General features: G+C 65.1%; 25 protein-coding genes. 9 read left to right on the forward strand and 16 right to left on the reverse strand.

Features of this window, described 5'->3' with window-relative positions:
• Nucleotides 1–43: 43 nt before the first annotated feature.
• The 7 genes from RAD15_RS18450 to uvrC all read right to left on the reverse strand — a co-directional run bounded on the left by RAD15_RS18450 (nucleotide 44) and on the right by uvrC (nucleotide 6,327).
• Nucleotides 44–1,174, reverse strand: a complete 1,131-nt coding sequence (locus tag RAD15_RS18450; RefSeq protein ID WP_458179561.1) for a YihY/virulence factor BrkB family protein — start codon at nucleotides 1,172–1,174, stop codon at nucleotides 44–46.
• The gene (locus tag RAD15_RS18455) at nucleotides 1,175–1,765 is read right to left on the reverse strand and encodes a phage holin family protein (protein WP_458179562.1); all 591 of its coding nucleotides are present in this window, start codon (nucleotides 1,763–1,765) and stop codon (nucleotides 1,175–1,177) included.
• A gap of 90 nt (nucleotides 1,766–1,855) precedes the next feature.
• Complete coding sequence (gene prmB / locus RAD15_RS18460; protein ID WP_458179563.1) at nucleotides 1,856–2,815, reverse strand: 50S ribosomal protein L3 N(5)-glutamine methyltransferase; 960 nt, start codon at nucleotides 2,813–2,815, stop codon at nucleotides 1,856–1,858.
• Nucleotides 2,815–3,297 carry a molybdenum cofactor biosynthesis protein MoaE gene (locus tag RAD15_RS18465; RefSeq protein ID WP_458179564.1) on the reverse strand — a complete coding sequence of 161 codons (483 nt, stop codon included), beginning with the start codon at nucleotides 3,295–3,297 and terminating at the stop codon, nucleotides 2,815–2,817. The genes prmB and RAD15_RS18465 overlap by 1 nt, the downstream gene beginning before the upstream one ends.
• A gap of 3 nt (nucleotides 3,298–3,300) precedes the next feature.
• A complete protein-coding gene (gene moaD / locus RAD15_RS18470) occupies nucleotides 3,301–3,552 on the reverse strand; it encodes a molybdopterin converting factor subunit 1 (protein WP_458179565.1) in 252 nt (83 codons plus the stop codon).
• Nucleotides 3,549–4,166: a CDP-diacylglycerol--glycerol-3-phosphate 3-phosphatidyltransferase gene (pgsA, locus tag RAD15_RS18475; protein WP_220014038.1), complete on the reverse strand. Its 618-nt coding sequence runs from the start codon at nucleotides 4,164–4,166 to the stop codon at nucleotides 3,549–3,551. The genes moaD and pgsA overlap by 4 nt, the downstream gene beginning before the upstream one ends.
• A gap of 97 nt (nucleotides 4,167–4,263) precedes the next feature.
• Nucleotides 4,264–6,327 carry an excinuclease ABC subunit UvrC gene (gene uvrC, locus RAD15_RS18480; RefSeq protein ID WP_458179566.1) on the reverse strand — a complete coding sequence of 688 codons (2,064 nt, stop codon included), beginning with the start codon at nucleotides 6,325–6,327 and terminating at the stop codon, nucleotides 4,264–4,266.
• Nucleotides 6,328–6,577: 250 nt separating this feature from the next.
• On the opposite strand from uvrC, the gene RAD15_RS18485 reads away from it, so the two are divergent.
• Complete coding sequence (locus tag RAD15_RS18485) at nucleotides 6,578–7,201, forward strand: outer membrane protein (RefSeq protein WP_458179567.1); 624 nt, start codon at nucleotides 6,578–6,580, stop codon at nucleotides 7,199–7,201.
• An 86-nt stretch (nucleotides 7,202–7,287) separates the two neighbouring features.
• Here the strand turns inward: RAD15_RS18485 and RAD15_RS18490 are convergent, their stop codons facing one another.
• The 4 genes from RAD15_RS18490 to RAD15_RS18505 all read right to left on the reverse strand — a co-directional run bounded on the left by RAD15_RS18490 (nucleotide 7,288) and on the right by RAD15_RS18505 (nucleotide 10,092).
• Complete coding sequence (locus RAD15_RS18490) at nucleotides 7,288–7,503, reverse strand: cold-shock protein (protein ID WP_008544396.1); 216 nt, start codon at nucleotides 7,501–7,503, stop codon at nucleotides 7,288–7,290.
• 253 nt (nucleotides 7,504–7,756) lie between these two features.
• Nucleotides 7,757–8,617, reverse strand: a complete 861-nt coding sequence (locus RAD15_RS18495) for a 23S rRNA (adenine(2030)-N(6))-methyltransferase RlmJ (protein WP_458179568.1) — start codon at nucleotides 8,615–8,617, stop codon at nucleotides 7,757–7,759.
• Between the two features lie 196 nt (nucleotides 8,618–8,813).
• Nucleotides 8,814–9,506 (reverse strand): ribonuclease T2 family protein, encoded by a 693-nt coding sequence (locus tag RAD15_RS18500; protein ID WP_458179569.1) that lies wholly within the window; start codon nucleotides 9,504–9,506, stop codon nucleotides 8,814–8,816.
• A gap of 124 nt (nucleotides 9,507–9,630) precedes the next feature.
• Nucleotides 9,631–10,092, reverse strand: coding sequence for a hypothetical protein (locus RAD15_RS18505; RefSeq protein WP_458179570.1), 462 nt, complete (start codon nucleotides 10,090–10,092; stop codon nucleotides 9,631–9,633).
• Nucleotides 10,093–10,276: 184 nt separating this feature from the next.
• On the opposite strand from RAD15_RS18505, the gene RAD15_RS18510 reads away from it, so the two are divergent.
• From RAD15_RS18510 to RAD15_RS18520, 3 genes are read left to right on the forward strand one after another with little or no spacing between them, the layout of a single operon-like run.
• Nucleotides 10,277–10,570, forward strand: a complete 294-nt coding sequence (locus RAD15_RS18510; protein ID WP_458179571.1) for a hypothetical protein — start codon at nucleotides 10,277–10,279, stop codon at nucleotides 10,568–10,570.
• 43 nt (nucleotides 10,571–10,613) lie between these two features.
• Nucleotides 10,614–11,144, forward strand: coding sequence for a DUF3617 domain-containing protein (locus RAD15_RS18515; RefSeq protein ID WP_458179572.1), 531 nt, complete (start codon nucleotides 10,614–10,616; stop codon nucleotides 11,142–11,144).
• Between the two features lie 9 nt (nucleotides 11,145–11,153).
• Entirely contained in the window at nucleotides 11,154–11,885 is a 732-nt protein-coding gene (locus RAD15_RS18520; RefSeq protein WP_458179573.1) for a haloacid dehalogenase type II, read from the forward strand.
• 21 nt (nucleotides 11,886–11,906) lie between these two features.
• Here the strand turns inward: RAD15_RS18520 and RAD15_RS18525 are convergent, their stop codons facing one another.
• From RAD15_RS18525 to RAD15_RS18535, 3 genes are read right to left on the reverse strand one after another with little or no spacing between them, the layout of a single operon-like run.
• Entirely contained in the window at nucleotides 11,907–13,295 is a 1,389-nt protein-coding gene (locus tag RAD15_RS18525) for an ATP-binding protein (RefSeq protein ID WP_458179574.1), read from the reverse strand.
• 19 nt (nucleotides 13,296–13,314) lie between these two features.
• Nucleotides 13,315–14,046 (reverse strand): response regulator, encoded by a 732-nt coding sequence (locus RAD15_RS18530; protein WP_458179575.1) that lies wholly within the window; start codon nucleotides 14,044–14,046, stop codon nucleotides 13,315–13,317.
• On the reverse strand, nucleotides 14,043–14,585 hold the full coding sequence (locus RAD15_RS18535; protein ID WP_458179576.1) for a MarR family winged helix-turn-helix transcriptional regulator: 543 nt from the start codon (nucleotides 14,583–14,585) through the stop codon (nucleotides 14,043–14,045). Before RAD15_RS18535 ends, RAD15_RS18530 begins: the two co-directional genes overlap by 4 nt.
• Nucleotides 14,586–14,924: 339 nt before the next feature.
• Here RAD15_RS18535 and RAD15_RS18540 point away from each other — a divergent pair, with 339 nt between their 5' ends.
• From RAD15_RS18540 to RAD15_RS18560, 5 genes are all read left to right on the forward strand, one after another.
• On the forward strand, nucleotides 14,925–16,007 hold the full coding sequence (locus RAD15_RS18540) for a branched-chain amino acid aminotransferase (protein WP_458179577.1): 1,083 nt from the start codon (nucleotides 14,925–14,927) through the stop codon (nucleotides 16,005–16,007).
• A 136-nt stretch (nucleotides 16,008–16,143) separates the two neighbouring features.
• Nucleotides 16,144–16,668, forward strand: a complete 525-nt coding sequence (locus tag RAD15_RS18545; RefSeq protein WP_458179578.1) for a YegJ family protein — start codon at nucleotides 16,144–16,146, stop codon at nucleotides 16,666–16,668.
• Nucleotides 16,669–16,812: 144 nt separating this feature from the next.
• Nucleotides 16,813–18,276 carry a histidine--tRNA ligase gene (hisS, locus tag RAD15_RS18550; RefSeq protein ID WP_458179671.1) on the forward strand — a complete coding sequence of 488 codons (1,464 nt, stop codon included), beginning with the start codon at nucleotides 16,813–16,815 and terminating at the stop codon, nucleotides 18,274–18,276.
• 67 nt (nucleotides 18,277–18,343) lie between these two features.
• Complete coding sequence (locus tag RAD15_RS18555; RefSeq protein WP_458179672.1) at nucleotides 18,344–18,598, forward strand: tautomerase family protein; 255 nt, start codon at nucleotides 18,344–18,346, stop codon at nucleotides 18,596–18,598.
• A gap of 170 nt (nucleotides 18,599–18,768) precedes the next feature.
• Nucleotides 18,769–19,161: a thioesterase family protein gene (locus RAD15_RS18560; RefSeq protein ID WP_458179579.1), complete on the forward strand. Its 393-nt coding sequence runs from the start codon at nucleotides 18,769–18,771 to the stop codon at nucleotides 19,159–19,161.
• Nucleotides 19,162–19,274: 113 nt separating this feature from the next.
• Here RAD15_RS18560 and proC read toward each other — a convergent pair whose 3' ends face one another.
• Entirely contained in the window at nucleotides 19,275–20,150 is an 876-nt protein-coding gene (gene proC / locus RAD15_RS18565) for a pyrroline-5-carboxylate reductase (RefSeq protein ID WP_458179673.1), read from the reverse strand.
• Nucleotides 20,151–20,285: 135 nt separating this feature from the next.
• Nucleotides 20,286–20,786, reverse strand: coding sequence for a YbjN domain-containing protein (locus tag RAD15_RS18570; RefSeq protein WP_458179674.1), 501 nt, complete (start codon nucleotides 20,784–20,786; stop codon nucleotides 20,286–20,288).
• Nucleotides 20,787–20,812: the final 26 nt, after the last annotated feature.

A 20,812-nucleotide genomic window follows, 5' to 3' on the forward strand; every position in this document is an offset into this window, starting at 1 on the left:
ATCATTGTTGATTCGAGGGGATAGCGGCCCGTTCGCAGCCGGGTCAGGATGGCGCGGAGGCGCCGACCGTGTCGGCTGAGACGGCCTCGCGGTTGCCGAGCGGCTTCGGGCGTCCGGTGGTCGTGTCGCGCAGGGTCTGCCGCTCGATCTCCGAGTTCAGCTCGGCTCCGAACATGACGACGATCGCCGACAACCACATCCACGTCATCAGGCCGATCGCCGCGCCGAGCGAGCCGTAGGTGGCGTTGTAATTGGCGAATTCCGAGAGATACCAGGACAGCAGTGCCGAGCCGGCGATCCAGAGGACCGCCGCCGTGACCGCGCCGAGGCTCAGCCATTGCCAGCGCGGCGCGTCGCGGCTGGGGGCGAAGCGGTAGAGGATGGCGAGTGCCACGAGCAGGATCAGGAACAGGAGCGGCCATCGTGCCAGCGCCACGATGAGCTTGCTTTCGGGCGCCATACCGAGATGATTGAGCGCAAGCGGGAAGGCGACGACGGCCCCGACCATCAGCAGCAAGGCCACGATGCCGCCGACCGTAAAGGCCAGCGACACCGAGTTCAGGCGGATGAAGCCGCGTTTCTCGCGCTCCTCATAGGCGAAGTTGAGCGCGTCGAAGATGGCCTTGACGCCGGCATTGGCGCTCCAGATCGCAAGCACAAGGCCGAGCAGGAAGGTCGCACCGAGCGTCGTATTGCCATGCGACACCACGCGCGCGACCTGGTCCTCGACGATCTGGAACGAGCCCTCGGGCAGCATGGTCGCAAGCGTCTGCAGATTGGCGCTGATCGTGGCGGGATCGGCGAACAGGCCGTAGGACGAGACCAGCGCGGTGACGGCGGGGAAGATCGCGAGCAGCCCGAAGAACACGACGCCCCCGGCGGTCGCGAGCAGGCGATCCTCGTCAATGCGCTGATAGGTGCGCCAGAAGATGTCCTTCCAGCCGGCCCAGGGGATCGTGAACGGGCCCTTCGCACGGCGGCCATGGCCGGGTTGCACGGCTGCGCGCGCCGGGTTCGTTTCCGGTGAATTCGCCTCGTCGTTGCGACGGTCTTGCGGTGGACCCGACCGGACCAGGCCGGGGGCCTGGAAGTAGCGTTCTGCAGTCAGCACGAAGACGGCCGTGGCGGCGACCAGCAGCCAGGAGTCGATCTGCTCGGAGCGCCGGGCCAGCATTCAAGCATCCAATCGATGACTGTGGCGTCTCCGGCGCGCCGCCGTGACTCCGAGCAGGCCGATTGCGGCGAGCATCAGGCCAAGCTGCACGGGGCGGTTGGCGCGCGCCGGCCAATCCTTGCTGCCGTTGTGGCCGCGCTCACCTGGCGCGAGTGGGGCCAGGGGGATCGTCGTCGCGACCTCTTTCACGGCTTGCTTGACCGTTCCGCGCGGGATCCGCGGCGTGGCGATGGCAACGCGCATCCGGCTGGCAAGCGGCACGATCGCCTTGGTCGGCCGCTTCATCATCGCCATGGCCACGCCGGCGCAGATCGCGGTCAGCACCAGCAGCACGGCTGCGACGGCGCCAAAGCCCCAGAATTGTCCGTAGGTGATGGCAACCCAGCGGTACAGGGCGATCAGGCCGACGAAGAAGGTGGCGATCAGAAACAGCCCGGCCGCCGCGAACAGTCCCGCCGCCACCGCATAAGAGGTTGCGCGTCCGGTGGCCTGGCTGGTGCGGTCACGCAAGTAGGACTGCGCGGCGCGCTTGAGGTGGTTGAGTTTCAGCGCGACGCCGGCGCGCAGCAATTCGCCCGATGGCGCGAGCATGCGGACATCCTCCGAGAGCGAGACAATTCGTCGGGGGATGAACGTGGCGGAATTTGACTTGTTCCGCCGGAGCGGACGTGTCGTGATGGATCAGCCGAGATCGGCAGCCGCGATCCAGAACACCTCGCCCTCGGAGTCCTCGGTGTCGAGCCAGAGCAGCGGCAGTTCCGGAAACGCCTCGTCGACCAGTTCGCGGCCGCGGCCGATCTCGCAGATCAGTCCGCCGTCCGGCGTCAGGTGATCCGGCGCATCGCGCAGGATGCGACGGACCACGTCGAGGCCGTCGGCGCCGCCGTCGAAGGCAAGCTTCGGCTCGGCTCGGCACTCCGGCGGCAGCGCGGCCATGCCGTCGGCATCGACGTAAGGCGGGTTGGTGATGATCAAATCGTATCTGTTGTCGCCGAGCGGAGCGAACAGGTCGCCGCGATGGAGCGTGATCCGCTCCTCGAGGCCGTATTCGCCGACATTGCGCGTGGCAACCTCGATCGCGCCCTTGGAGATGTCGACGGCATCGACCGCCGCATACGGGAAATGATGCGCCGCGAGGATCGCAAGGCATCCCGATCCCGTGCAGAGATCGAGCACACGTTCGACGGCCGTGGGATCGTCGATCAGCGCGCCGGCGCCTTCTTCCCCGCCGAAATGCGAATCCAGCAGTTCGCCGATGAAGGAGCGCGGGACGATGACGCGCTCGTCGACGTAGAAGGGCAGGCCGCGCATATAGACCTTGTTGACGAGATAGGCGGCCGGTTTGCGGGTCGTGACGCGCTGATGGATGAGATCGAGGATGGTCTTGCCTTCCGCAATCGTGACGCGAGCGTGGGCAAAGCCTTCGAACTGATCGGGATTGAGGTGCAGGGCCTCGCAGACCAGGAAGGCCGCTTCCGCGACCGGATCGGTCGTGCCATGGGCAAAGGCGAGTTTTGCTTCAACGAAGCGGCTCACCGCATAGCGAACGAAATCGAGCAGCGTGAGAAGCTCGCCGGGCCCCACCTTCGCAAGCTTCGGCGCGGCGCGGCCGCGCGCGGTCTTTTTCGCAACTCTTGCCATCAGGATTTCGTCCAGCGTGCGGCGGCCTCGTCGTCGCGGGCATGGGCCTCGACCCAGCCGGCGCCGGTGGCGCTCTCTTCCTTCTTCCAGAACGGGGCGCTGGTCTTGAGGTAATCCATCAGGAACTCGGCCGCCTGGAATGCGGCCTGGCGATGCTGCGAGGCGGTAAGCACCAGCACGATGTTCTGGCCCGGCATGAAGCGGCCGACGCGGTGGATCACCGTAACGCCGTTCAGCGGCCAGCGCGAAATGGCCTCGTCGGCATGGCGCCTGATCTCTTCCTCGGCCATGCCGGGGTAATGTTCAAGCGTGAGCGCGGCGACCTTGGCACTGTCGTCGTCCGCGCGGCAGATGCCGGAGAAGCTCACGACCGCGCCGATATCGGTGCGGCTTCTGGTCAGGACCGCGATCTCGCGCGCGATGTCGAAATCGTCTTCCTGGATGCGGATGGTGACGGGGCAGCTGGTGACAGAGGAGGTCATGGCCTAGCCGCCGGTCATCGGCGGGAAGAACGCGATCTCGCGGGCGCCCGCGATGGCGGTGTCCGGCTTGACGTGGTTATGGTCGATCGCGGTACGGATCACCTTCGGCTTCTCGAAGGCATAGGCATAGGCTTCGCTCTGGCCGGACAGCCATGCGATCAGCTCCTCCACGGTGCGTACGGTCGAAGGCGGCTCGATGGTCTCTTCGGCCTTGCCGACGCGTTCGCGCACCCAGGCGAAATACTTCACCTTCATCCCTCATCCTCCTTGATGAGGTGATGGATGCCGGCACGGAAATAGTCGTAGCCGGTGTACATGGTCAGGATTGCCGAGGCCCACAGCAGCGCCAGTCCGATCATCGAGACGACGGGCACCACCTCGTCGCCGGCCGGGCCAGCGAGCAGGAAGCCGATCGCGACGAGCTGGACCGTGGTCTTCCACTTCGCAAGCTTGGTCACGGGCACGCTGACGCGAAGCGCAGCGAGGTATTCGCGCAGACCCGAGACCAGGATCTCGCGGCACAGGATCACGATGGCGGCCCACAGCGACCAGCCGTGGATGATGCCGTCGGCGGCCAGCATCAGCAGGCAGGAGGCGACCAGCAGCTTGTCGGCGATCGGATCGAGCATCCGGCCGAACGCCGATTGCTGATTCCAGATCCGCGCGTAATAGCCGTCGAGGTAGTCGGTGACCGCAGCCGCGATGAAGATGGCCACCGCGAGCCAGCGCAGCCAGAGCGGCTGATCCAGAATCGACTGCGCATAGATGCATCCGACCACGACTGGGATCGCGGCGATCCGGCCATAGGTCAGGATGTTGGGGAGGGACATCGCGCGGCTGGTGGTCCCTCGTGTCGTGGCGATGTTCATTCGTCCTACCAATACCGCTCAAGGCTGAAGGTCAACCGTCCCGCTCACAAATGGGATGCGGGATGCGACGCCCTTATGACCGCGGTCCCCCTTTAGTTCACCCCGGCTGGGGATGGAAATACTCGAAAATCCGGCGGGCGCTTTCGGCGCTCACCCCCGGAACCTTGCCGAGATCGGCGATCGAGGCCCGTTCGATCTCCTTCAGGGTTCCGAAATGGTGCAGCAAGGCACGTTTGCGTGACGGGCCGATGCCCGGAATCTCCTGCAGGCCGGCCTCGCGGATGTCTTTCTTGCGCAGCTTGCGGTGCGAACCGATGACGAAGCGGTGGGCCTCGTCGCGCAGGCGCTGGATGAAATAGAGCACGGGATCGCGCGGCTCCAGCTTGATCGCCTCGCGCTCCGGCATGAACAGGGTTTCGCGGCCGGCATCCCGGTCCGGCCCCTTGGCGACCGACATCAGCGACACCTGGGTCAGACCGAGATTTGCGAAGATCTCGCGGACGGCGTTGAGCTGGCCGCGGCCGCCGTCGATGATCACGAGGTCGGGCCATTGCGGGAAGTCGTCATCCTTCGCTTTGGCCGCGCCCTCCTCGGGCGGGTTGATCAGGCGCTTGAAGCGGCGCTCGAGCACCTCGCGCATCATGGCGAAGTCGTCGCCCGGCGTGATCCCTTCCGACTTGATGTTGAACTTGCGGTACTGGTTCTTCACGAAGCCGTCGGGCCCGGCGACGATCATGGCGCCGACCGCATTGGTGCCCTGGATGTGGCTGTTGTCGTAGACCTCGATGCGCTTGGGCGAATGGGGCAGGCTCAGTGTCGTGGCCATGGCGTCGAGCAGTCGGCTTTGCGTGGCGGTGTCCGCAAGCTTTCGGCCGAGCGCCTCGCGCGCATTGGTCAGTGCGTGGGTGACCAGCTCCTTCTTCTCGCCGCGCTTGGGCGCGGTGACCTCGATCTTGTGGCCGGCCTTGATCGACAGCGCGTTGGCGAGCAGCTCGCTCTCCTCGATCTCGTGCGAGAGCAGGATCACCTTCGGCGGCGGCTTGTCATCGTAGAACTGGGCGAGGAAGGAGCCCAGCACTTCCTCCGGCGTGAAGCTCTTCTCCGCGCGCGGGAAATAGGCGCGGTTGCCCCAGTTCTGCCCGGTGCGGAAGAAGAACACCTCGACGCAGGAGAAGCCGCCCTCCTGGTGGATGGCGAACACGTCGGCTTCTTCCACGGTGCGCGGATTGATGCCCTGCTGCGACTGGATCGCCGAGAGCGCGGCGAGGCGGTCGCGGTAGAGCGCGGCGCGTTCGAATTCGAGCTCGCCGGACGCCTTCTCCATCTCGCCAGCGAGTTCCTGCTTCACGGCATGGCTCTTGCCGGACAGGAAGTCGCTGGCCTCACGCACCAGCGTCGTATAGCCGGGAAAGTCGATCTCGCGGGTGCACGGACCGGCGCAGCGGCGGATCTGGTAGAGCAGGCAGGGCCTGGTGCGACTCTCGAAGAAGGAATCGGTGCAGGAGCGGATCAGGAACGCGCGCTGCAGGGCCGTGATGGTGCGGTTGACGGCTCCTGCCGAGGCGAACGGGCCGAAATAGCGCCCGGGCCGGCTCTGCGCGCCGCGGTGCTTCAGGATCTGCGGCGCCCAATGGTCGCCGGTGATCAGGATGTAGGGAAACGACTTGTCGTCGCGAAGCTGCACGTTGAAGCGCGGCCGGAGCTGCTTGATGAGATTGGCTTCCAGCAGCAGCGCCTCGGTCTCGGTCGTGGTCGAGACGATCTCCACCGAAACGGTGGCGGCGATCATGCGCAGGATGCGCGCCGGCTGCGGCGCACTCTGGCGCGCATAGTTGGAGAGGCGCTTTTTGACGTTCTTTGCCTTGCCGACATAGAGCACGTCGGCGTTCGCACTGAGCATGCGATAGACGCCGGGCGAGGTCGGGGCGAGCCGGACCGCGCGCTCGATCGCCTCATGGCCGGTCGCCAGCGGTACTTCGCCGACCGCGCCGCTCTCTTCCAGGATATCCGGCAGCCGCGCATCGTCCTCGTCCTCGCCGCCGGCGGTCGCGGGATCGAGGTCCGGCGGTGCCGTTTCCTGGGGTGGGGCGTCCGGCGCGGTGCCACGCGCGGGTTTGCGCGCGTGGGCCTCGTCCGTCTTGTCGGTGGAATCGTGAGCCATGGTGCGAATTTAGGCGCTGGGGGTGCCGATTTGAAGTTCCGGCCATGCGGCACGCACAGGATGGCGGCGCAGTTCCCGGTAACGCTTGCTTAAGCCTGTTAACAGCGCGGTAACCCGGCTTAACAGGCCTTTAACTTAAAACTCTCGATAAATCTTACGCGAAAGAGTGGTGGTTCCGTAACCATGCGGCATGGCCGGCGCGGCGGCGTCAGGCATCGCACCGGTTGCGACAGTTGCGTTGGAGTGTGTGATGAAGGGGCTCGTTGTGGGCGCAGCCGCGTTGGTTGCAGCCGGCTGGACGGCTTCGGCAGAGGCCGCCGATCTCAATTACGGGCAGCGTGCGCCCTATACGGTCAATCAGCCGTTGAACGCCTATAGCTGGGCCGGCCCGTATCTCGGCGGCAACGTCGGCTATGAATGGGGCTCGGTCGACAACAATCCGGCAAAACCGTCCGGCTTCGTCGGCGGCGTCCAGGCCGGCTACAATTTCCAGAACGGCCCGTTTGTGTTCGGCGTCGAAGGCGACATCCAGGCCGCCGGCGCGGACGACACTTTCGCGCCGTGGAAGTTCTCCAATCCGTGGTTCGGCACCCTGCGCGGCCGCGCGGGCTATGCCTTCAGCAACATCCTGTTCTATGGCACCGCCGGCCTCGCCTTCGGCGAGCTGCGTGCGCAGACCTTCGGCTGGACGGAGTCGCACACCACCGCGGGCTGGACCATTGGTGCCGGCGCAGAAGTCGGCTTCGCGCCGAACTGGAGCGCGAAGCTCGAATATCTCTACATCGATCTGTCGTCGAGCCAGTTCGCAATTACAGGCGTGTCAAACGGCTATAGCGCCAGCGTTGTGCGCGCAGGCGTGAACTATCACTTCTGATAGCTGAAGAAGAAAATACCGGACTACAACCTCCCGGCCGCTCGCGGCCGGGAATTTTTTTGTGTCAGGTGTTTTGCGCCAGACGGCTAGGAGAGGATGACCAGGTTGACGGCCTTCGGCCCCTTGCCCTTCTTGTCCGGCTCGACTTCGAAAGTAATGCGCTGTCCTTCGGCAAGATCCTTCAGTCCCGCACGCTCTACAGCAGTAATATGCACGAACACGTCGCGGCCGCCGTCGTCAGGCTTGATGAAACCGTAACCGCGTTCGCCGTTGAAAAACTTAACCGTTCCCGTCATGGCCATCGGGAAACTCCCCCTCATTGCTCCTCCGTCGCGACGCAGACGCACGTCACGACATGACCGGGCATCACGAAGCCCGTGAGAGCTGGCCATCCTTGGGCGGACCGCAACGGTCCGGCTGGATCTTTCTTCGGCCTTCACTCCGCCGCAACCATTCGCGGAAGCGGAACGTAAAGCCAGTCACGGAAACAGCATAATACGGTTCTCCGCGGATTGACTACCGCTCCTGCATATTTTTCCCAAGAATGCCGGAGTGTTACGGCCTCGGTACCTCTAATCGGAATCTGGCAGCGCCGCCCTGGCCGAGCGGCATTTCCAGCTCGGGCAGGATGGTCTTGAGCTCGCCGTGCAGCGTGTAGGGCGGATTGACGATCAGGAGCCCGGTGGAGGTGAGGGCGGCGCCGTCGGCTTGCGGAGCGACGCTGAATTCGAGCCGCAGGCAGTTGCCCGGCGGTTTTGCTGCGGCTGCGAGCCGCGCCACCGATTGCACCAGCGCGTCCGTGGCGCGCCGGTTCTTCGCCGGATACCAGATTACGTAGATACCGGTCGGCCATTTCGCGAAGGCCGCCGAGAAGGCCTCACCGAGCTTGTCGAACTCGTTCTTTGCCTCGAACGGCGGGTCGATCAGCACGAGCCCGCGCCGCTCCTTCGGCGGCACGAAGGCCGGCAGCGCCACCCAGCCGTCGAGGTCGACCACGCGGGCCTGTTCGTCGCGGCGCAGCACGCCGATCAGCGCTTTCCGCGCCTTCGGCTCGAGTTCGCAGGCGACGAGGCGGTCCTGCGGCCTGAGCAGGCCGCGCGCGATCAGCGGCGAGCCCGGATAGGCCTTCAGCTCGCCCTTCGGATTGAAGGCGCGCACGATGTCGAGATAGGGCTTGGTCAGCGCGATGGTCTCGTTCGAGAAGCGTGCCTGCATCAGTCGCGCGATGCCGGTCAGCCACTCGCCGCCGCGCTGCGCCTCGTCGCTTTCGAGATCATAGAGGCCGGCACCGGCATGGGTGTCGATGACGCGGAACGCGCCCGGCTTGTCCTGCAAATAGGTGATGATGCGCGCCAGCACGATGTGCTTGATGACATCGGTGAAGCTGCCGGCGTGGAAGGCGTGGCGATAGTTCATGGCGAAGATCTGCTGCTCACGAGAAAGAATGCGCAGCCTCTTCTACTCGTCATGCCCGGGCTTGTCCCGCCTGCGGGGCCGAAGCTCCCTTCGGCGTGGCGAAGGCCCGGGCATCCACGTCCTTCGTGCCGCGTGGTGAAACGTGGATGACCGGGACAAGCCCGGCCATGACGACGCGACGGCCAGTTTCGCGAAACTACCCACCCCTGATCGGCGGCATCGTCACCTGGTCGCGGCGGCAGGCGCGCCGCTCGATCTCATCACAGGCGCGGAATTGCAGGTCCTTGCTGAGGCAGATGCGAACCTCGGACAGCCGCGTCCGGTTGCAGGTGACCGAGACGGCGGCATTGCTGAGCCCCGGATTGGCCTTGATGAAGGCTTCCTCCACCTCGGACGGCGCCACGGTCTTGGCCTGCGACAAATCGAGATATTCGGCCGGGATCCTGATCGCGGCGCGCGCTTTGCGGATCGTCTCGAAATAGCTGCGGTCGGCGAGGCCGGAGCAGGTGCCGTGCTTGTCCCATTCGTTGAAGATCAGGCCCGGCGCCGGCATCAGATCGAGCATCGAGGAGACGATGCTGCGGTTCAGCCGCGGCGCCGGCCGCTGGCAATATTCCGGAAAACCGTTCTCATATTGTGGCCACAGCCCATGCACCACGAAAGCATAGGGCCGCCCGCTGCACTGGATCTGCGAACGCCCGCCGCGCTCGGCCGCCTCCTCGCAGAACGAGGGCGACCACGACAGCGACAGCACATAGAAGTCGAATTCGCCGGGCGCGTTCTGCCGCTTGTCCTGGGCCTTCGCGCCGCCGGCGAGCGAGGCCAGCCCGGCGGCAAGGGCCAGCGAAATCATCAAGCGGGAGAACGAATGCAATCTGGAATGAAACATGGCAACGCCTCTCAACTAGACTGTGCAAGCAAGCCTAGCAGGCGATAAGAACATTTCAAGAACAAAATTCAGGCCGCCGCCTTGGCCGGCCCGAATCAGGGCCATCGAATCAAGGCCTACCGAATCAGGGCTTGGCGGCGCGGCAGGCCGGATTGTAGGCCCAGTTGCGGTCGAGCCCGACCACGCACCATTCGACGCCATTGCCGTAGCCGGCGAAGCCGCCATCCTCGATGATCGAGAAGTGCACCTTGCGCATCTTGCCGTCGTTGAGCATGGCCTCGCCGGTGCAATAGCGGCGCGGAATGTTGTCGGACTGCCAGGGCCGGAACGCGATCTCGCGAACGGCGGAGAAGCCGGTGATCTTCAAGGAAGAATTCCAGAACGAGCTTTCCTTCTCCCAGAACTGGGTGGCGATCGTCGGCAGCGCCCTGTCGCAATCGGCGACGGCACCGTCGTAGCGCGGCCCGCTGAGCCAGAAGTTCAGCTCGAGCGGGTTGGCGGCCCTGGCCTCACCCAGCGACAGCGCCCCGAACACGAGGCCGAGCACGGCGGCAAAGCGGAGCGATTTCAGGGAGGGGGCGCGCATGGGCAATCCGGACAGCTAAAGTCTTGCGAAGGTCGGACGGTGCCGCGAAGGCGGGGGGAGGTCAAGTGCAGCGCGGCAACACTTGGCCAGGACTTGATCACAACGTCGCGGCCGGCAGGGCTTCAGTTCTTTTCACTTCCATCCCGGCACCGTAAACTGGGGCCAGCCAATTGGAGTGACGGAAATGCGAATCATTGCGGCCGCGGGCCTTCTTGCCTTGGGTATGATGGCGAGCCAGTCGGCGCGCGCTGACATCCTTCCGGTGCCTCCGTTCAAGGGCAACGACACCGGCGGCATCATCGCCTATTCGATGGCCAACCAGGTCGATGCCCGGCAGGTCGCGGTCGATCACTGCGCGCGCTACGGCAAGGTCGTGAAGTTCCTGGCGGTGCAGGCCTATGAGGGCGGCTACATCTCGTTCTCCTGCCGCTGGGTGCCCTATGGCGCCGCCAACCAGCCGATCCGCACGCTCTACTGAGGCGCTTTCACAGCGCCGCATTTCTCAGCCGGGAGCCTCCGACATGACGCGCAAGCTTGCTTTGCTCGGCTCGACCCTTTGCCTTGTCTTGTCGGCAGGTGCGGCCTGCGCAGACGACCTGCCGGTGCGCAAGGCCGGGTTATGGGAATTGAAGATGGTCAGGACCGGCTCCCCCGCGCCCGACATGACCATGCAGCACTGCACCGACGAGACCGTCGACAAGGAGATGAGCAACAACGTCTCCCCGATGGCCAAGCAGATCTGCGCCAAGCAGGAGATCAAGAAGACCGCGACCGGCTATGTCAGCGATTCCGAGTGCAACGTCGCCGGCGTGAGCACGACCTCGCATGCGGAGATCACGGGCGACTTCAACTCGGCCTACACCGTGAAGACCACCTCGCACGCGCAAGGCCGCGCCGCGGGCGCGGCGGGTCGCGATACCGCCGTGACGCTCGAAGCCAAATGGCTCGGCGCCTGCAAGCCGGACCAGAAGCCCGGCGACATCGTGATGCCCGGCGGCTTCAAGATGAACGTGCGCGATATGGACAAGCTCAAGGCGCTGCTGCCGAAGTAGGCGGGTGTTATGATCGGCCTTGGCCAAATGGCGGACGTCAAGGCGATTGCATTCGACGTTCAGGGCACCTGCGTCGATTTCTACCAGCCCATCCTGCGTGCAGGGGCGGCGATCAACGGCGAAAAAGGGCTGGAGATCGACTGGGCTGCTTTTTCAGCAGAATGGCGTGAGCATTACCGCGCCGCCATGGACGCCGTGATCGCAGGCCGCAGGAGCTGGGTGCGGGTCGATCGCATCTACCGGGAGGCGCTGGACAAGCTCGTGGAGATACATGGTTTGTCCGATCGCCTCGATGCCGCCGAGCGTGACGAGCTGAACAATGTCTGGACGAGGATCGACGCCTGGCCGGATGCGATCGAGGGACTGACGCGTCTTCGCCGACACTATCTGACATCGACGTTGTCGAACGCAGGCATGGCCAGCGTGATCGCTCTGGTCAGGAATGCCGGCTTGCCATTCGATGCCGTGCTGACGGCGGAGCTGGCGCGGAGCTACAAACCTGCGCCGGCAGTTTATCAGCTCGCCGTCGACTATCTCGGCTGTCGACCCGATCAGATCCTGATGGTTGCCTGCCACAAGTACGATCTGAAAGCGGCGCGGGCATTCGGCATGAAGACGGCTTTCGTGCCTCGCCCATTGGAGTTCGGGCCTGACGCTGCGCCCGATATCTCGCCCGAGAGCTGGTTCGACATCTATGCGGCCGGCTTCATCGATCTTGCCGACCAGCTGCACGCCGTCTAGCAGCCATCCGAGCTACGGCGGCTACACCGGAATCCTCACGCTCGCCCTCAATCCGCCCATCGGGCTGTCGCCGAGCGTGATGTCGCCGCCATGCGAGCGGGCGATGTCGCGGGCGATCGCAAGGCCAAGGCCGGTGCCGCCTTCGTCCTGGTTGCGGGCGTTGTCCAGCCGCAGGAACGGCTTGAACACCTCTTCGCGCAAATGGGCGGGAATGCCGGGGCCGTCGTCGTCGACCGTGACGGTCAAATAACGGTGATCGCGCTGGCCGGTGATGGCGATGCTCTTGCCGTAGCGCGCCGCGTTGGTGACGAGATTGGCGAGGCAGCGCTTGAACGAGGCCGGCTTCACCGTCACCACGGGCAGGCCGTGGAAGGCGACGGTTGCGGTGTGGCCGTGGCGCTCGGCGTCGCTGCGCAGCTCCTCGAGCGCCTGCGCCATGTCGGTCGGCTGCGACTGCTCGCCGGAATCGCCGCGGGCAAAGGCGAGGTAATCCTCCAGCATCATCGACATCTCGTCGACGTCCTTGCGCATGCCTTCGAGTTCGGGACTGTCGCCGATCAGCGCCAGCTCGAGCTTGAAGCGGGTCAGGATGGTGCGCAGATCGTGGCTGACGCCGGCGAGCATCGCGGTGCGCTGCTCCATCGTGCGCTCGATGCGCGACTTCATCTCGAGGAAGGCAACCGCCGCGCGCCGCACCTCGCGTGCACCGCGCGGGCGGAAGTTCGGTGCCTCGCGGCCCTTGCCGAAGCTTTCGGCGGCGTCCGCAAGGCGCAGGATCGGCTTGATCTGGTTGCGCAGGAACAGCACCGCGACGATCAGCAGGATCGACGACGTGCCGACCATCCAGAACAGGAATATTTCCGAGTTCGAGGCGTAGGCGGCGCTGCGCTGTGCGAACACGCGCATCACGGCATCGTCGAGCTGGATGCGGATCTCGACGAGGTTGGAGCGGCCCACCGTGTCGATCCAGAACGAGCGTCCGATCTGGCGGCCGAGCTGCACCGACAGCGTCTGGTCGAGCAGCGAGAAGAACGGCTTCGGTCCCGGCGGCGGCATGTCGCCGGCGGGCAGGAAATCGACGACGAGGCCGAGGCGCTGCTGGGCGATGCGGCGGATCTGGTCGCGGTCCCGGTCCTGCGGATAGCCCTTGTAGACGTCGATCAGCGCGGCGATGTCCTGCACCACAGCGGCGGACAGGCGGCGCGTCACCGTGTTCCAGTGCCGCTCCATGAACACGAACGCGACGACGGATTGCAGCACCACCATCGGCACGATCATGATGAGGAGCGCGCGCGCATAGAGGCCGGTCGGCATCCAGCCCTTGAACGCGTTGCCCATCCAGCCATTGGCGGCGGAGACGCGCCCTGCGGCGCTTTTCAGCAGCGTCAGGCCGGTATCGATCGTGCTCATTGGTCGCGCTTCACTTGATCTATGGCGAGGCCACCAGCCGGTAGCCGATGCCGCGCACCGCCTGCAGGAACAGCGGATTGGCGGGATCGGTCTCGATCTTGCGCCTGAGGCGGTTGATCTGCACGTCGACGGCGCGCTCGTTGACGCTGCCATTGCCGGTCAGCGCGCTGCGCGGCACGGTCTCGCCCGGCGTCTCCGAGAGGATCCGCAGCATCTCGCGCTCGCGATCGGTGAGATGGATGACCTCCTCGCCCTGGCGCAATTCGCCGCGATCGAGATGGTAGACGTAGGGGCCGAAAGCGATCTTCTCCACCGCTGCGGCCTGCGGCGGCGGGGCGGCGCGCTTGAGGATGTTGTTGATGCGCAGCGCAAGCTCGCGCGGCTCGAACGGCTTTGCCACGTAATCGTCGGCGCCGATCTGCAGGCCCTCGATGCGCGCTTCCGCCTCATGACGTGCCGTCAGCATGACGATCGGCACCGAGGAGGAGGTCCGGATGAAGCGGGCGAGATCGAAGCCGGTCTCGCCGGGCATCATGACGTCCAGGATCAGCAGGTCGAAATGCAGGCCCATCAGCTTCGAGCGCGCATCGCTCGCGCTGGCGGCGGTCGAGACGCGATAGCCCTCGCTGGCGAGAAAGCGCGACAAGAGATCGCGGATGCGGCGGTCATCATCGACCAGCAGAAGATGCGGCGCGTCGTCGGCCGGGCGTGCCGGCGGGCGGGCGAGCGTGGCAGCGAGCGGCACGGTCACTCCTTGGCGTCGTGGTTGACGGAAGCGAAGATGGTCTCGAGCACCTTGTCGGGATCGTCGCGGTCGATCATCGCGCGCAGGAAGCGCTTGACGGTCTCGGAATCCTGCGGCGCCATCTCGGCGAGCGCCTTGGTGATCCGCGTGGTCTGGAGGCCGGCGAGCTTCTGCACCAGCGCCTCGCCCTTCGGCGTTGCGTAGAGCAGGCGCTGGCGGCGGTCATTGTCGCCGGTCTTCTGCACGATATAGCCCTCGTCCAGCAGCTGCTTGAGCACCCGGCCGAGCGACTGTTTTGTGATGCGCAGGACGTCGAGGAGGTCGGCAACCTTCAGACCGGGGTAGCGGTAGACGAAATGCATCACCCGGTGGTGGGCCCGGCCGAAGCCGAACGCCTCCAACTCCTGGTCGGGATCGCCGACGAAATCGCGATAGGCGAAGAACAACAGCTCGATGATATCCCAGCGCAAATTGCCTCCATCGCCTGCGGCCGGCCGAGGCTCGGCAGCGTCTTGGGGGGGAGTCGCGAAATTTATGTCAGGCATATTGACGTATCTTGGGTTCAATGTTACAAAACGATCGACCCGCACGAAATTTTAGATCGTTTCGCGTCGGGTGGCATTTCGAGGAACGGCCGGAGTTAGCCGAACAGGCGACGACGGCCGGATCATATCTACCGTGCGATTGTCGAGCGGCATTTCGGCAAAACATACTGGACTTCCGCCTTCCGCAAAAGCATGTCCTCGACGACATGCTGGCCACGGAAACCGGCCCATAACAAGGCTGGCGGTGGTCCGGCCAGAAACCCAAACAAGCCAGCCGGACCCGAAACAGGGTAGGCCGGCGCCAGAACAGCGCCGCCGACGGCAGCGGGAGCCAAGGAAATGAGCATGAAATTCGACATCCAGCCCGCATCCAATCCGACGTCAGAGAAGGACCGCGTGGCCAAGCTCGTGGACCCCGGCTTCGGGCGGGTCTTCACCGATCACATGGCGATCGTCCGCTACAACCAGGCCAAGGGCGGCTGGTACGAGGCGCGCGTCGAGGCGCGCGCCAATTTCCAGCTCGATCCGGCCGGCGCCGTCCTGCACTACGCGCAGGAAATCTTCGAAGGCCTCAAGGCCTACAAGCGCGACGACGGCGGCGTGAATCTGTTCCGCCCCGACGCCAATGCGCGACGCTTCAAGGACTCGGCTGATCGCATGGCGATGGCGCAGCTGCCCGAAGACGTCTTCATCGAGGCGGTCGAGCAGGTCGTGCGTATCGACCGCGCCTGGATGCCGGGCGGCGAGGGCAGCCTCTATCTGCGCCCCTTCATGATCGCGAGCGAGACCTTCCTCGGCGTCAAGCCGTCGTCCGAATACATCTTCGCGGTCATCGCCTCACCGGTCGGCTCCTACTTCAAGGGCGGTCCCGCGCCGGTGTCGATCTGGGTCTCGGAGAACTATACGCGCGCCGCGGTCGGCGGCACCGGTGCCGTCAAATGCGGCGGCAATTATGCCGCGAGCCTGCGTGCGCAGGCCGAGGCGATCCAGCACGGCTGCGATCAGGTCGTCTTCCTCGATGCGGTCGAGCGCCGCTACATCGAGGAGCTCGGCGGCATGAACGTGTTCTTCGTGTTCGATGACGGCTCGCTATCGACGCCGCCGCTCGGCACCATCCTGCCCGGCATCACCCGCGATTCCATCATCGCGCTCGCGAAGGACGCCGGCAAGACGGTGCGCGAGGAGCCGTACTCGCTCGATCAGTGGCGCAAGGATGCCGCCTCCGGCAGGCTGAAGGAAGCGTTCGCCTGTGGCACCGCCGCCGTCATCTCGCCGATCGGCAAGGTGCGCTCGGTGAGCGGCGATTTCGAGATCAGCGGCGGCGCCGCCGGCCCCGTCGCCATGGGTCTGCGCAAGCAGCTCGTCGACATCCAGTACGGCCGCACCAACGATCCGCACAATTGGATCCGCAAGGTGTTTTGATCGACGATCAGAGCATTTCCCCTCTCTCCAGGGAGAGGGGAAAAGCGCAGCGTTTGTGGCATATTGCGCTATGAACGTGCCGCTGCCGACACGCGACAAAGCCAGGAGACATCGAAGCATCCTGGGCATCGCGAACATGGCATCCAAACTCTCCCAACCCATGAAATGGGTCGTTCTCGCCGTAATCACCGGCGTCTCCGTTTTCGGCCTCCTGACCATCGGCCCCACGCACGAGGTTGCCGCGGACGACCGTTCGCCGATCGTCGATGTGCGCACCACCGATCCCGAGATGAATGCCGCGATCGCGCGTGCCCGCGGCACGCTCCCGACCTTCTGGGCCTCCTATGACGCGCCAAAGCCGTCGGAGACCGGGCACGCCCTGAAGGTGCGCTTTTCGACCCGCAAGGGCGGCGAGCACATCTGGATGGCCGAGGTAAAGAAACTGCCGAACGGGGCGTATTCGGGCCTGTTCGCCAACGAACCGCGCGATCTGCCCGGCAAGCGGGCAGGCGACAAGGTCGAGTTCACCGAAGCCGACATCTCGGACTGGATGTTCATGCGCAACGGCAAGATCGTCGGCGGCGAAACCATCAAACCGACGCTGAAGTCGCTGCCAAAGGCGGAAACGGATGCCCTGCGGGCCCGGATGGAGCGGCCGTAGGACGAGCCGGCAGTTGCCGCCCCCCGCGTCGGCTGGTAAACGCCGGGCATGAGAGATAAGGCCAAAAAACCCCAGAAACTGAAGGCGCGCCTGCCGCGCGGGCTCGAGGATCGCGACCCCTCAGCGATCCGGGCGACGCGCGAGATGGTCGAGAAGATCCGCGCCGTCTACGAGCTCTACGGGTTCGAGCCCGTGGAAACGCCGGCGATGGAATACACCGATGCGCTCGGCAAGTTCCTGCCCGACCAGGACCGTCCGAACGAGGGGGTGTTCTCGTTCCAGGACGACGACGAGCAGTGGATCTCGCTGCGCTACGACCTGACCGCGCCGCTGGCGCGCTATGTCGGCGAGCGATACGGGACGGATGGTCTTGTGCTGCCCTACCGCAGCTACCGCGTGGGCTACGTGTTCCGCAACGAGAAGCCCGGCCCCGGCCGCTTCCGCCAGTTCATGCAGTTCGACGCCGACACGGTCGGCTCGGCGACGCCGGCGGCGGATGCCGAGATCTGCATGATGGCCGCGGACACGATGGAAAAGCTCGGAATTGAGCGTGGCCAGTATGTGGTCAAGGTCAACAACCGCAAGGTGCTCGATGGAGTTATGGAGAACATTGGGCTAGGTGGCGAAGAAAATTCTGGCCGCCGGCTAACTGTGCTTCGCGCCATCGATAAGCTCGATCGGTTGGGATTTGAGGGCGTGAAGCAACTCCTCGGCGATGGGCGCAAAGACGAAAGTGGCGACTTCACGAAGGGAGCGATGCTCGATGCTTCCGCCATCGATGCCCTTATTCATTACTTGAGTGCAGCTTATGCGACAGGTTTTGCGGGTTCGTCTTTGTCCCAAGCTGAGCGATTGCTTGTCGGCTGGAATGCTCGATTTGATGCTTGGGAAAAGCTGGTTGGAAGCTCACGCGACGGACTTGCCGGTATCAAGGAACTGCGTGAGATAGCCAACATTGTTGTTTTATGTGGCTTCCACGACGATCGCATTCGCTTCGAGTCCTCCGTCGTGCGCGGCCTCGAATACTACACGGGTCCCGTCTACGAGGTCGAACTCCTGCTCGAGACCAAGGACGAGAAGGGCCGCCCGGTGCGGTTCGGCTCGGTCGGCGGCGGTGGCCGCTATGACGGTCTCGTCTCGCGCTTCCGCGGCGAGCCGGTGCCGGCCACCGGCTTCTCGATCGGTGTCTCGCGGCTCCAGGCCGCGCTGACCCTGCTCGGCAAGCTCGACACGCGGCCCGAATTCGGCCCCGTCGTCGTCACCGTGTTCGAACGCGATCGCGTCGCCGACTATCAGAAGATGGTCGCGTCCTTGCGCGGAGCCGGCATCCGCGCCGAGCTCTATCTCGGCAATCCCAAGAACATGGGCAACCAGCTCAAATATGCCGACCGCCGCAACTCACCTTGCGTGATCATCCAGGGCTCGGATGAAAAGGCGCGCGGCGAGGTGCAGGTCAAGGACCTGATCGAGGGCGCGAAAGCCGCGGCCGCGATTGCTTCGAACCAGGAGTGGCGCGAGAGCCGCCCGGCGCAGTTCTCGTGCAGCGAAGCCGATCTCGTTGCAAAAGTGCGCGAGGTCCTGGCGCGCCATGACGTGAGCTGGGGCTAGCCATTCGCTAGCAGCGTCGTGCCCGGGCTTGTCCCGGGCATCCACGTCCTGTTTGATGCGCACCACTATGAACGGCCGGGGTGTGCCCGGCCAATGCGACAGCAGCAGGGAGAAGACAATGCCTGAGATCACCGTCAGCATGGCCGAAGGCCGCACCGACGAGCAGAAGGCCGGCATGATGCGCGACATCACGCAGGCGCTGGTGAAGAATCTCGGCGTCGACGCCGATGCCGTCGTCATCCAGATCAACGAAGCCCCGCTCCGCCACAAGATGAAGGGCGGCAAGACGTTCGTGGAGCGCGCGGCGGCTGCGAAGAAGTAGGCGCTGTTAGGCACAGCCGCAGCAACAATCACAGCCGTCGTCCCGGCGCAGGCCGGGACCCATACTCCCAGGAAGACGTTGGGGCGCAGGCTGGCAACTCCGAGTCTTCGCCAAACTACGTCCTGTGGCTATGGGTCCCGGCCTGCGCCGGGACGACGGATGGAGTGACCATGGACGCACGCGACTTCATCACGATCGGCATGAGCGCCGAGCGCACGCTGGTGGTGCCGGTGGAGCGCACGGTCGGGCATTTCGTGCCCGGCATGCCTTTTGTCTATGCGACGCCGATGATGATTTTGGAGATGGAGATGACGTCGGGCGATGCGATCCGCGCCGCGCTCCAGCCGGGCTGGGTCACCGTCGGCACCGAGGTCGACATCCGGCATCTTGCAGCAGCCCTCGTCGGTGCGACGGTTCGGACCACCGCGAAGGTCGTCGCGGTCGAGCGCCGCGTCATCCGCTTCGAGGTCGAGGCGTTCGAGGGCACGCGCAAGCTCGGCGAGGGCCGCCACGCGCGCGGGCTCGTCAATGTCGAGATGTTCAACAAGCGGCTGGGGAAGTAACGGCAAGCCCGGTGCCGTAGGGTGGGTTAGCGCAGCGTAACCCACCACTTCTGCTGCCGTGGAAATAGAAGAGGTGGGTTACGCCTTCGGCTAACCCACCCTACGACCTCATACTACTTCGCCAATTCCTTCGACCGCGCCGTCGCCGCCGCAATCGCGCGGATCATCAGGTCGCGCAGGCCGGGCTCGCCCATCAGCACGCCGAGTGCCGCGGCAGTGGTGCCGCCGGGCGAGGTGACGTTCTGGCGCAGGGTGCTGGAGGGAAGGTCCGACTGGTGCAGCAGCTCGCCGGAGCCGGCAACCGTTTCGCGCGCAAGCTTCGTCGCCAGTGCTTCGGGCAGGCCGGCCTCGACACCGGCGCGGGCGAGCTCTTCGGCGAGCAGGAAGACATAGGCCGGGCCCGAGCCGGATACGGCGGTGACCGCGTCCATCAGACCTTCATCCTCGACCCATTCGACCGAGCCGGTGGCGCGCAGCAATGCGTCGGCCACCGCGCGCTGAGCGGCGCTGACGTTGTTCGCCGCGACGGCGACGGTGATGCCGCGGCCGATCGCGGCCGGCGTGTTCGGCATCGCGCGCACCACGGCGCCGCCGCAGACGTCCGCAAGCGAAGCGATTGTGGTTCCCGCCATGATCGAGACCACGGAGGTCTTGTCCGAGACAAACGATTTCAGCCTGGCGCCGGCCTCGCGGAACATCTGCGGCTTCACCGCGACGACCATCGTCTCGACGGCGCCTGCCGCCTTCGCATCGGGATTGAGCGCAACGCCCTTGGCGGCAAGTGCCGTGATCTCGGGCGAGATGTGCGGATCCACCACCGCGACGCGGCGCGGATCGAGCCCGCCCGCCAGCCATCCCGTCAGCATCGCGCCACCCATCTTGCCGGCGCCGGCGAGCAGGATGGTGCCGGTGATGTTTTGAAGAGTGCTGTTGTTAGCCACTGTGGTCACCACAAACTCGGTGTCGTCCCGGCGAAGGCCGGGACCCATAACCACGACTGGTTCTAATGGATGGAGGTGGTGGCAACAAGCCGCGTGCCACAAGGGGCATCACGCGGTATGGGTCCCGGCCTGCGCCGGGACGACGGGGAGGGAGCTGTGCTCCCCTCGCGTCGTGAGCGCGCCCTACGCCTCGCCCACCGTATCGAACATCGCCGCGTTCATCGCTTCCGTCGTGGTCTTGCCGGCCCACACGACGAACTGGAACGCGGGGAAATAGCGCTCGCAGGCGTGGATGGCGCCGGCGAGCATGGCTTCGCATTGCGCGGTCGAGGCAGTGAGCCCGCCCGGCAGCACCAGGGCCTGGCGGTGCATGATCATGCCGGTGTTGGTCCAGAGGTCGAAGTGCCCGACCCACAATTGCTCGTTGACCGCGGCGACGAGCCGCTGCACCTCGCCGCGCCGCGCAACCGGAATCTTCATGTCGAACGCGCACGCCAGATGCAGCGCCTCGATCTCGCCCATCCACGTGAAGGAGATCTGGTAGTCGGTCCATTGTCCCTTGGAGACAATCGTGAGTTCGTCTTCGCCGGAGCGTTCAAACGGCCAGTTGTTGCTGGCAGCGATATCCTCGACCACGGCGAGCGGATGGCTTTTGGAATCGATAGTGCCTTCGAGCAGGGACATGCCGTCTCGACCTCTTGCCTTTTTGT

The sequence above is a fragment of the Bradyrhizobium sp. 14AA genome (genome assembly GCF_054185205.1).

What these genes read in the sequence shown, in the direction of transcription:
- RAD15_RS18510 (WP_458179571.1), top strand. Translation starts at nt 10,277, where the DNA reads ATGCGAATCATTGCGGCCGCGGGCCTTCTTGCCTTGGGTATGATGGCG.
- proC (WP_458179673.1), bottom strand. Translation starts at nt 20,150, where the DNA reads ATGGGTCCCGGCCTTCGCCGGGACGACACCGAGTTTGTGGTGACCACA.
- pgsA (WP_220014038.1), bottom strand. Translation starts at nt 4,166, where the DNA reads ATGAACATCGCCACGACACGAGGGACCACCAGCCGCGCGATGTCCCTC.
- RAD15_RS18465 (WP_458179564.1), bottom strand. Translation starts at nt 3,297, where the DNA reads ATGACCTCCTCTGTCACCAGCTGCCCCGTCACCATCCGCATCCAGGAA.
- RAD15_RS18570 (WP_458179674.1), bottom strand. Translation starts at nt 20,786, where the DNA reads ATGTCCCTGCTCGAAGGCACTATCGATTCCAAAAGCCATCCGCTCGCC.
- RAD15_RS18485 (WP_458179567.1), top strand. Translation starts at nt 6,578, where the DNA reads ATGAAGGGGCTCGTTGTGGGCGCAGCCGCGTTGGTTGCAGCCGGCTGG.
- RAD15_RS18540 (WP_458179577.1), top strand. Translation starts at nt 14,925, where the DNA reads ATGAGCATGAAATTCGACATCCAGCCCGCATCCAATCCGACGTCAGAG.
- hisS (WP_458179671.1), top strand. Translation starts at nt 16,813, where the DNA reads ATGGTCGAGAAGATCCGCGCCGTCTACGAGCTCTACGGGTTCGAGCCC.
- RAD15_RS18535 (WP_458179576.1), bottom strand. Translation starts at nt 14,585, where the DNA reads ATGCCTGACATAAATTTCGCGACTCCCCCCCAAGACGCTGCCGAGCCT.
- RAD15_RS18505 (WP_458179570.1), bottom strand. Translation starts at nt 10,092, where the DNA reads ATGCGCGCCCCCTCCCTGAAATCGCTCCGCTTTGCCGCCGTGCTCGGC.
- RAD15_RS18560 (WP_458179579.1), top strand. Translation starts at nt 18,769, where the DNA reads ATGGACGCACGCGACTTCATCACGATCGGCATGAGCGCCGAGCGCACG.
- RAD15_RS18555 (WP_458179672.1), top strand. Translation starts at nt 18,344, where the DNA reads ATGAACGGCCGGGGTGTGCCCGGCCAATGCGACAGCAGCAGGGAGAAG.
- RAD15_RS18545 (WP_458179578.1), top strand. Translation starts at nt 16,144, where the DNA reads ATGGCATCCAAACTCTCCCAACCCATGAAATGGGTCGTTCTCGCCGTA.
- RAD15_RS18515 (WP_458179572.1), top strand. Translation starts at nt 10,614, where the DNA reads ATGACGCGCAAGCTTGCTTTGCTCGGCTCGACCCTTTGCCTTGTCTTG.
- uvrC (WP_458179566.1), bottom strand. Translation starts at nt 6,327, where the DNA reads ATGGCTCACGATTCCACCGACAAGACGGACGAGGCCCACGCGCGCAAA.
- RAD15_RS18520 (WP_458179573.1), top strand. Translation starts at nt 11,154, where the DNA reads ATGATCGGCCTTGGCCAAATGGCGGACGTCAAGGCGATTGCATTCGAC.
- RAD15_RS18455 (WP_458179562.1), bottom strand. Translation starts at nt 1,765, where the DNA reads ATGCTCGCGCCATCGGGCGAATTGCTGCGCGCCGGCGTCGCGCTGAAA.
- RAD15_RS18500 (WP_458179569.1), bottom strand. Translation starts at nt 9,506, where the DNA reads ATGTTTCATTCCAGATTGCATTCGTTCTCCCGCTTGATGATTTCGCTG.
- RAD15_RS18490 (WP_008544396.1), bottom strand. Translation starts at nt 7,503, where the DNA reads ATGGCCATGACGGGAACGGTTAAGTTTTTCAACGGCGAACGCGGTTAC.
- RAD15_RS18450 (WP_458179561.1), bottom strand. Translation starts at nt 1,174, where the DNA reads ATGCTGGCCCGGCGCTCCGAGCAGATCGACTCCTGGCTGCTGGTCGCC.
- moaD (WP_458179565.1), bottom strand. Translation starts at nt 3,552, where the DNA reads ATGAAGGTGAAGTATTTCGCCTGGGTGCGCGAACGCGTCGGCAAGGCC.
- RAD15_RS18525 (WP_458179574.1), bottom strand. Translation starts at nt 13,295, where the DNA reads ATGAGCACGATCGATACCGGCCTGACGCTGCTGAAAAGCGCCGCAGGG.
- prmB (WP_458179563.1), bottom strand. Translation starts at nt 2,815, where the DNA reads ATGGCAAGAGTTGCGAAAAAGACCGCGCGCGGCCGCGCCGCGCCGAAG.
- RAD15_RS18495 (WP_458179568.1), bottom strand. Translation starts at nt 8,617, where the DNA reads ATGAACTATCGCCACGCCTTCCACGCCGGCAGCTTCACCGATGTCATC.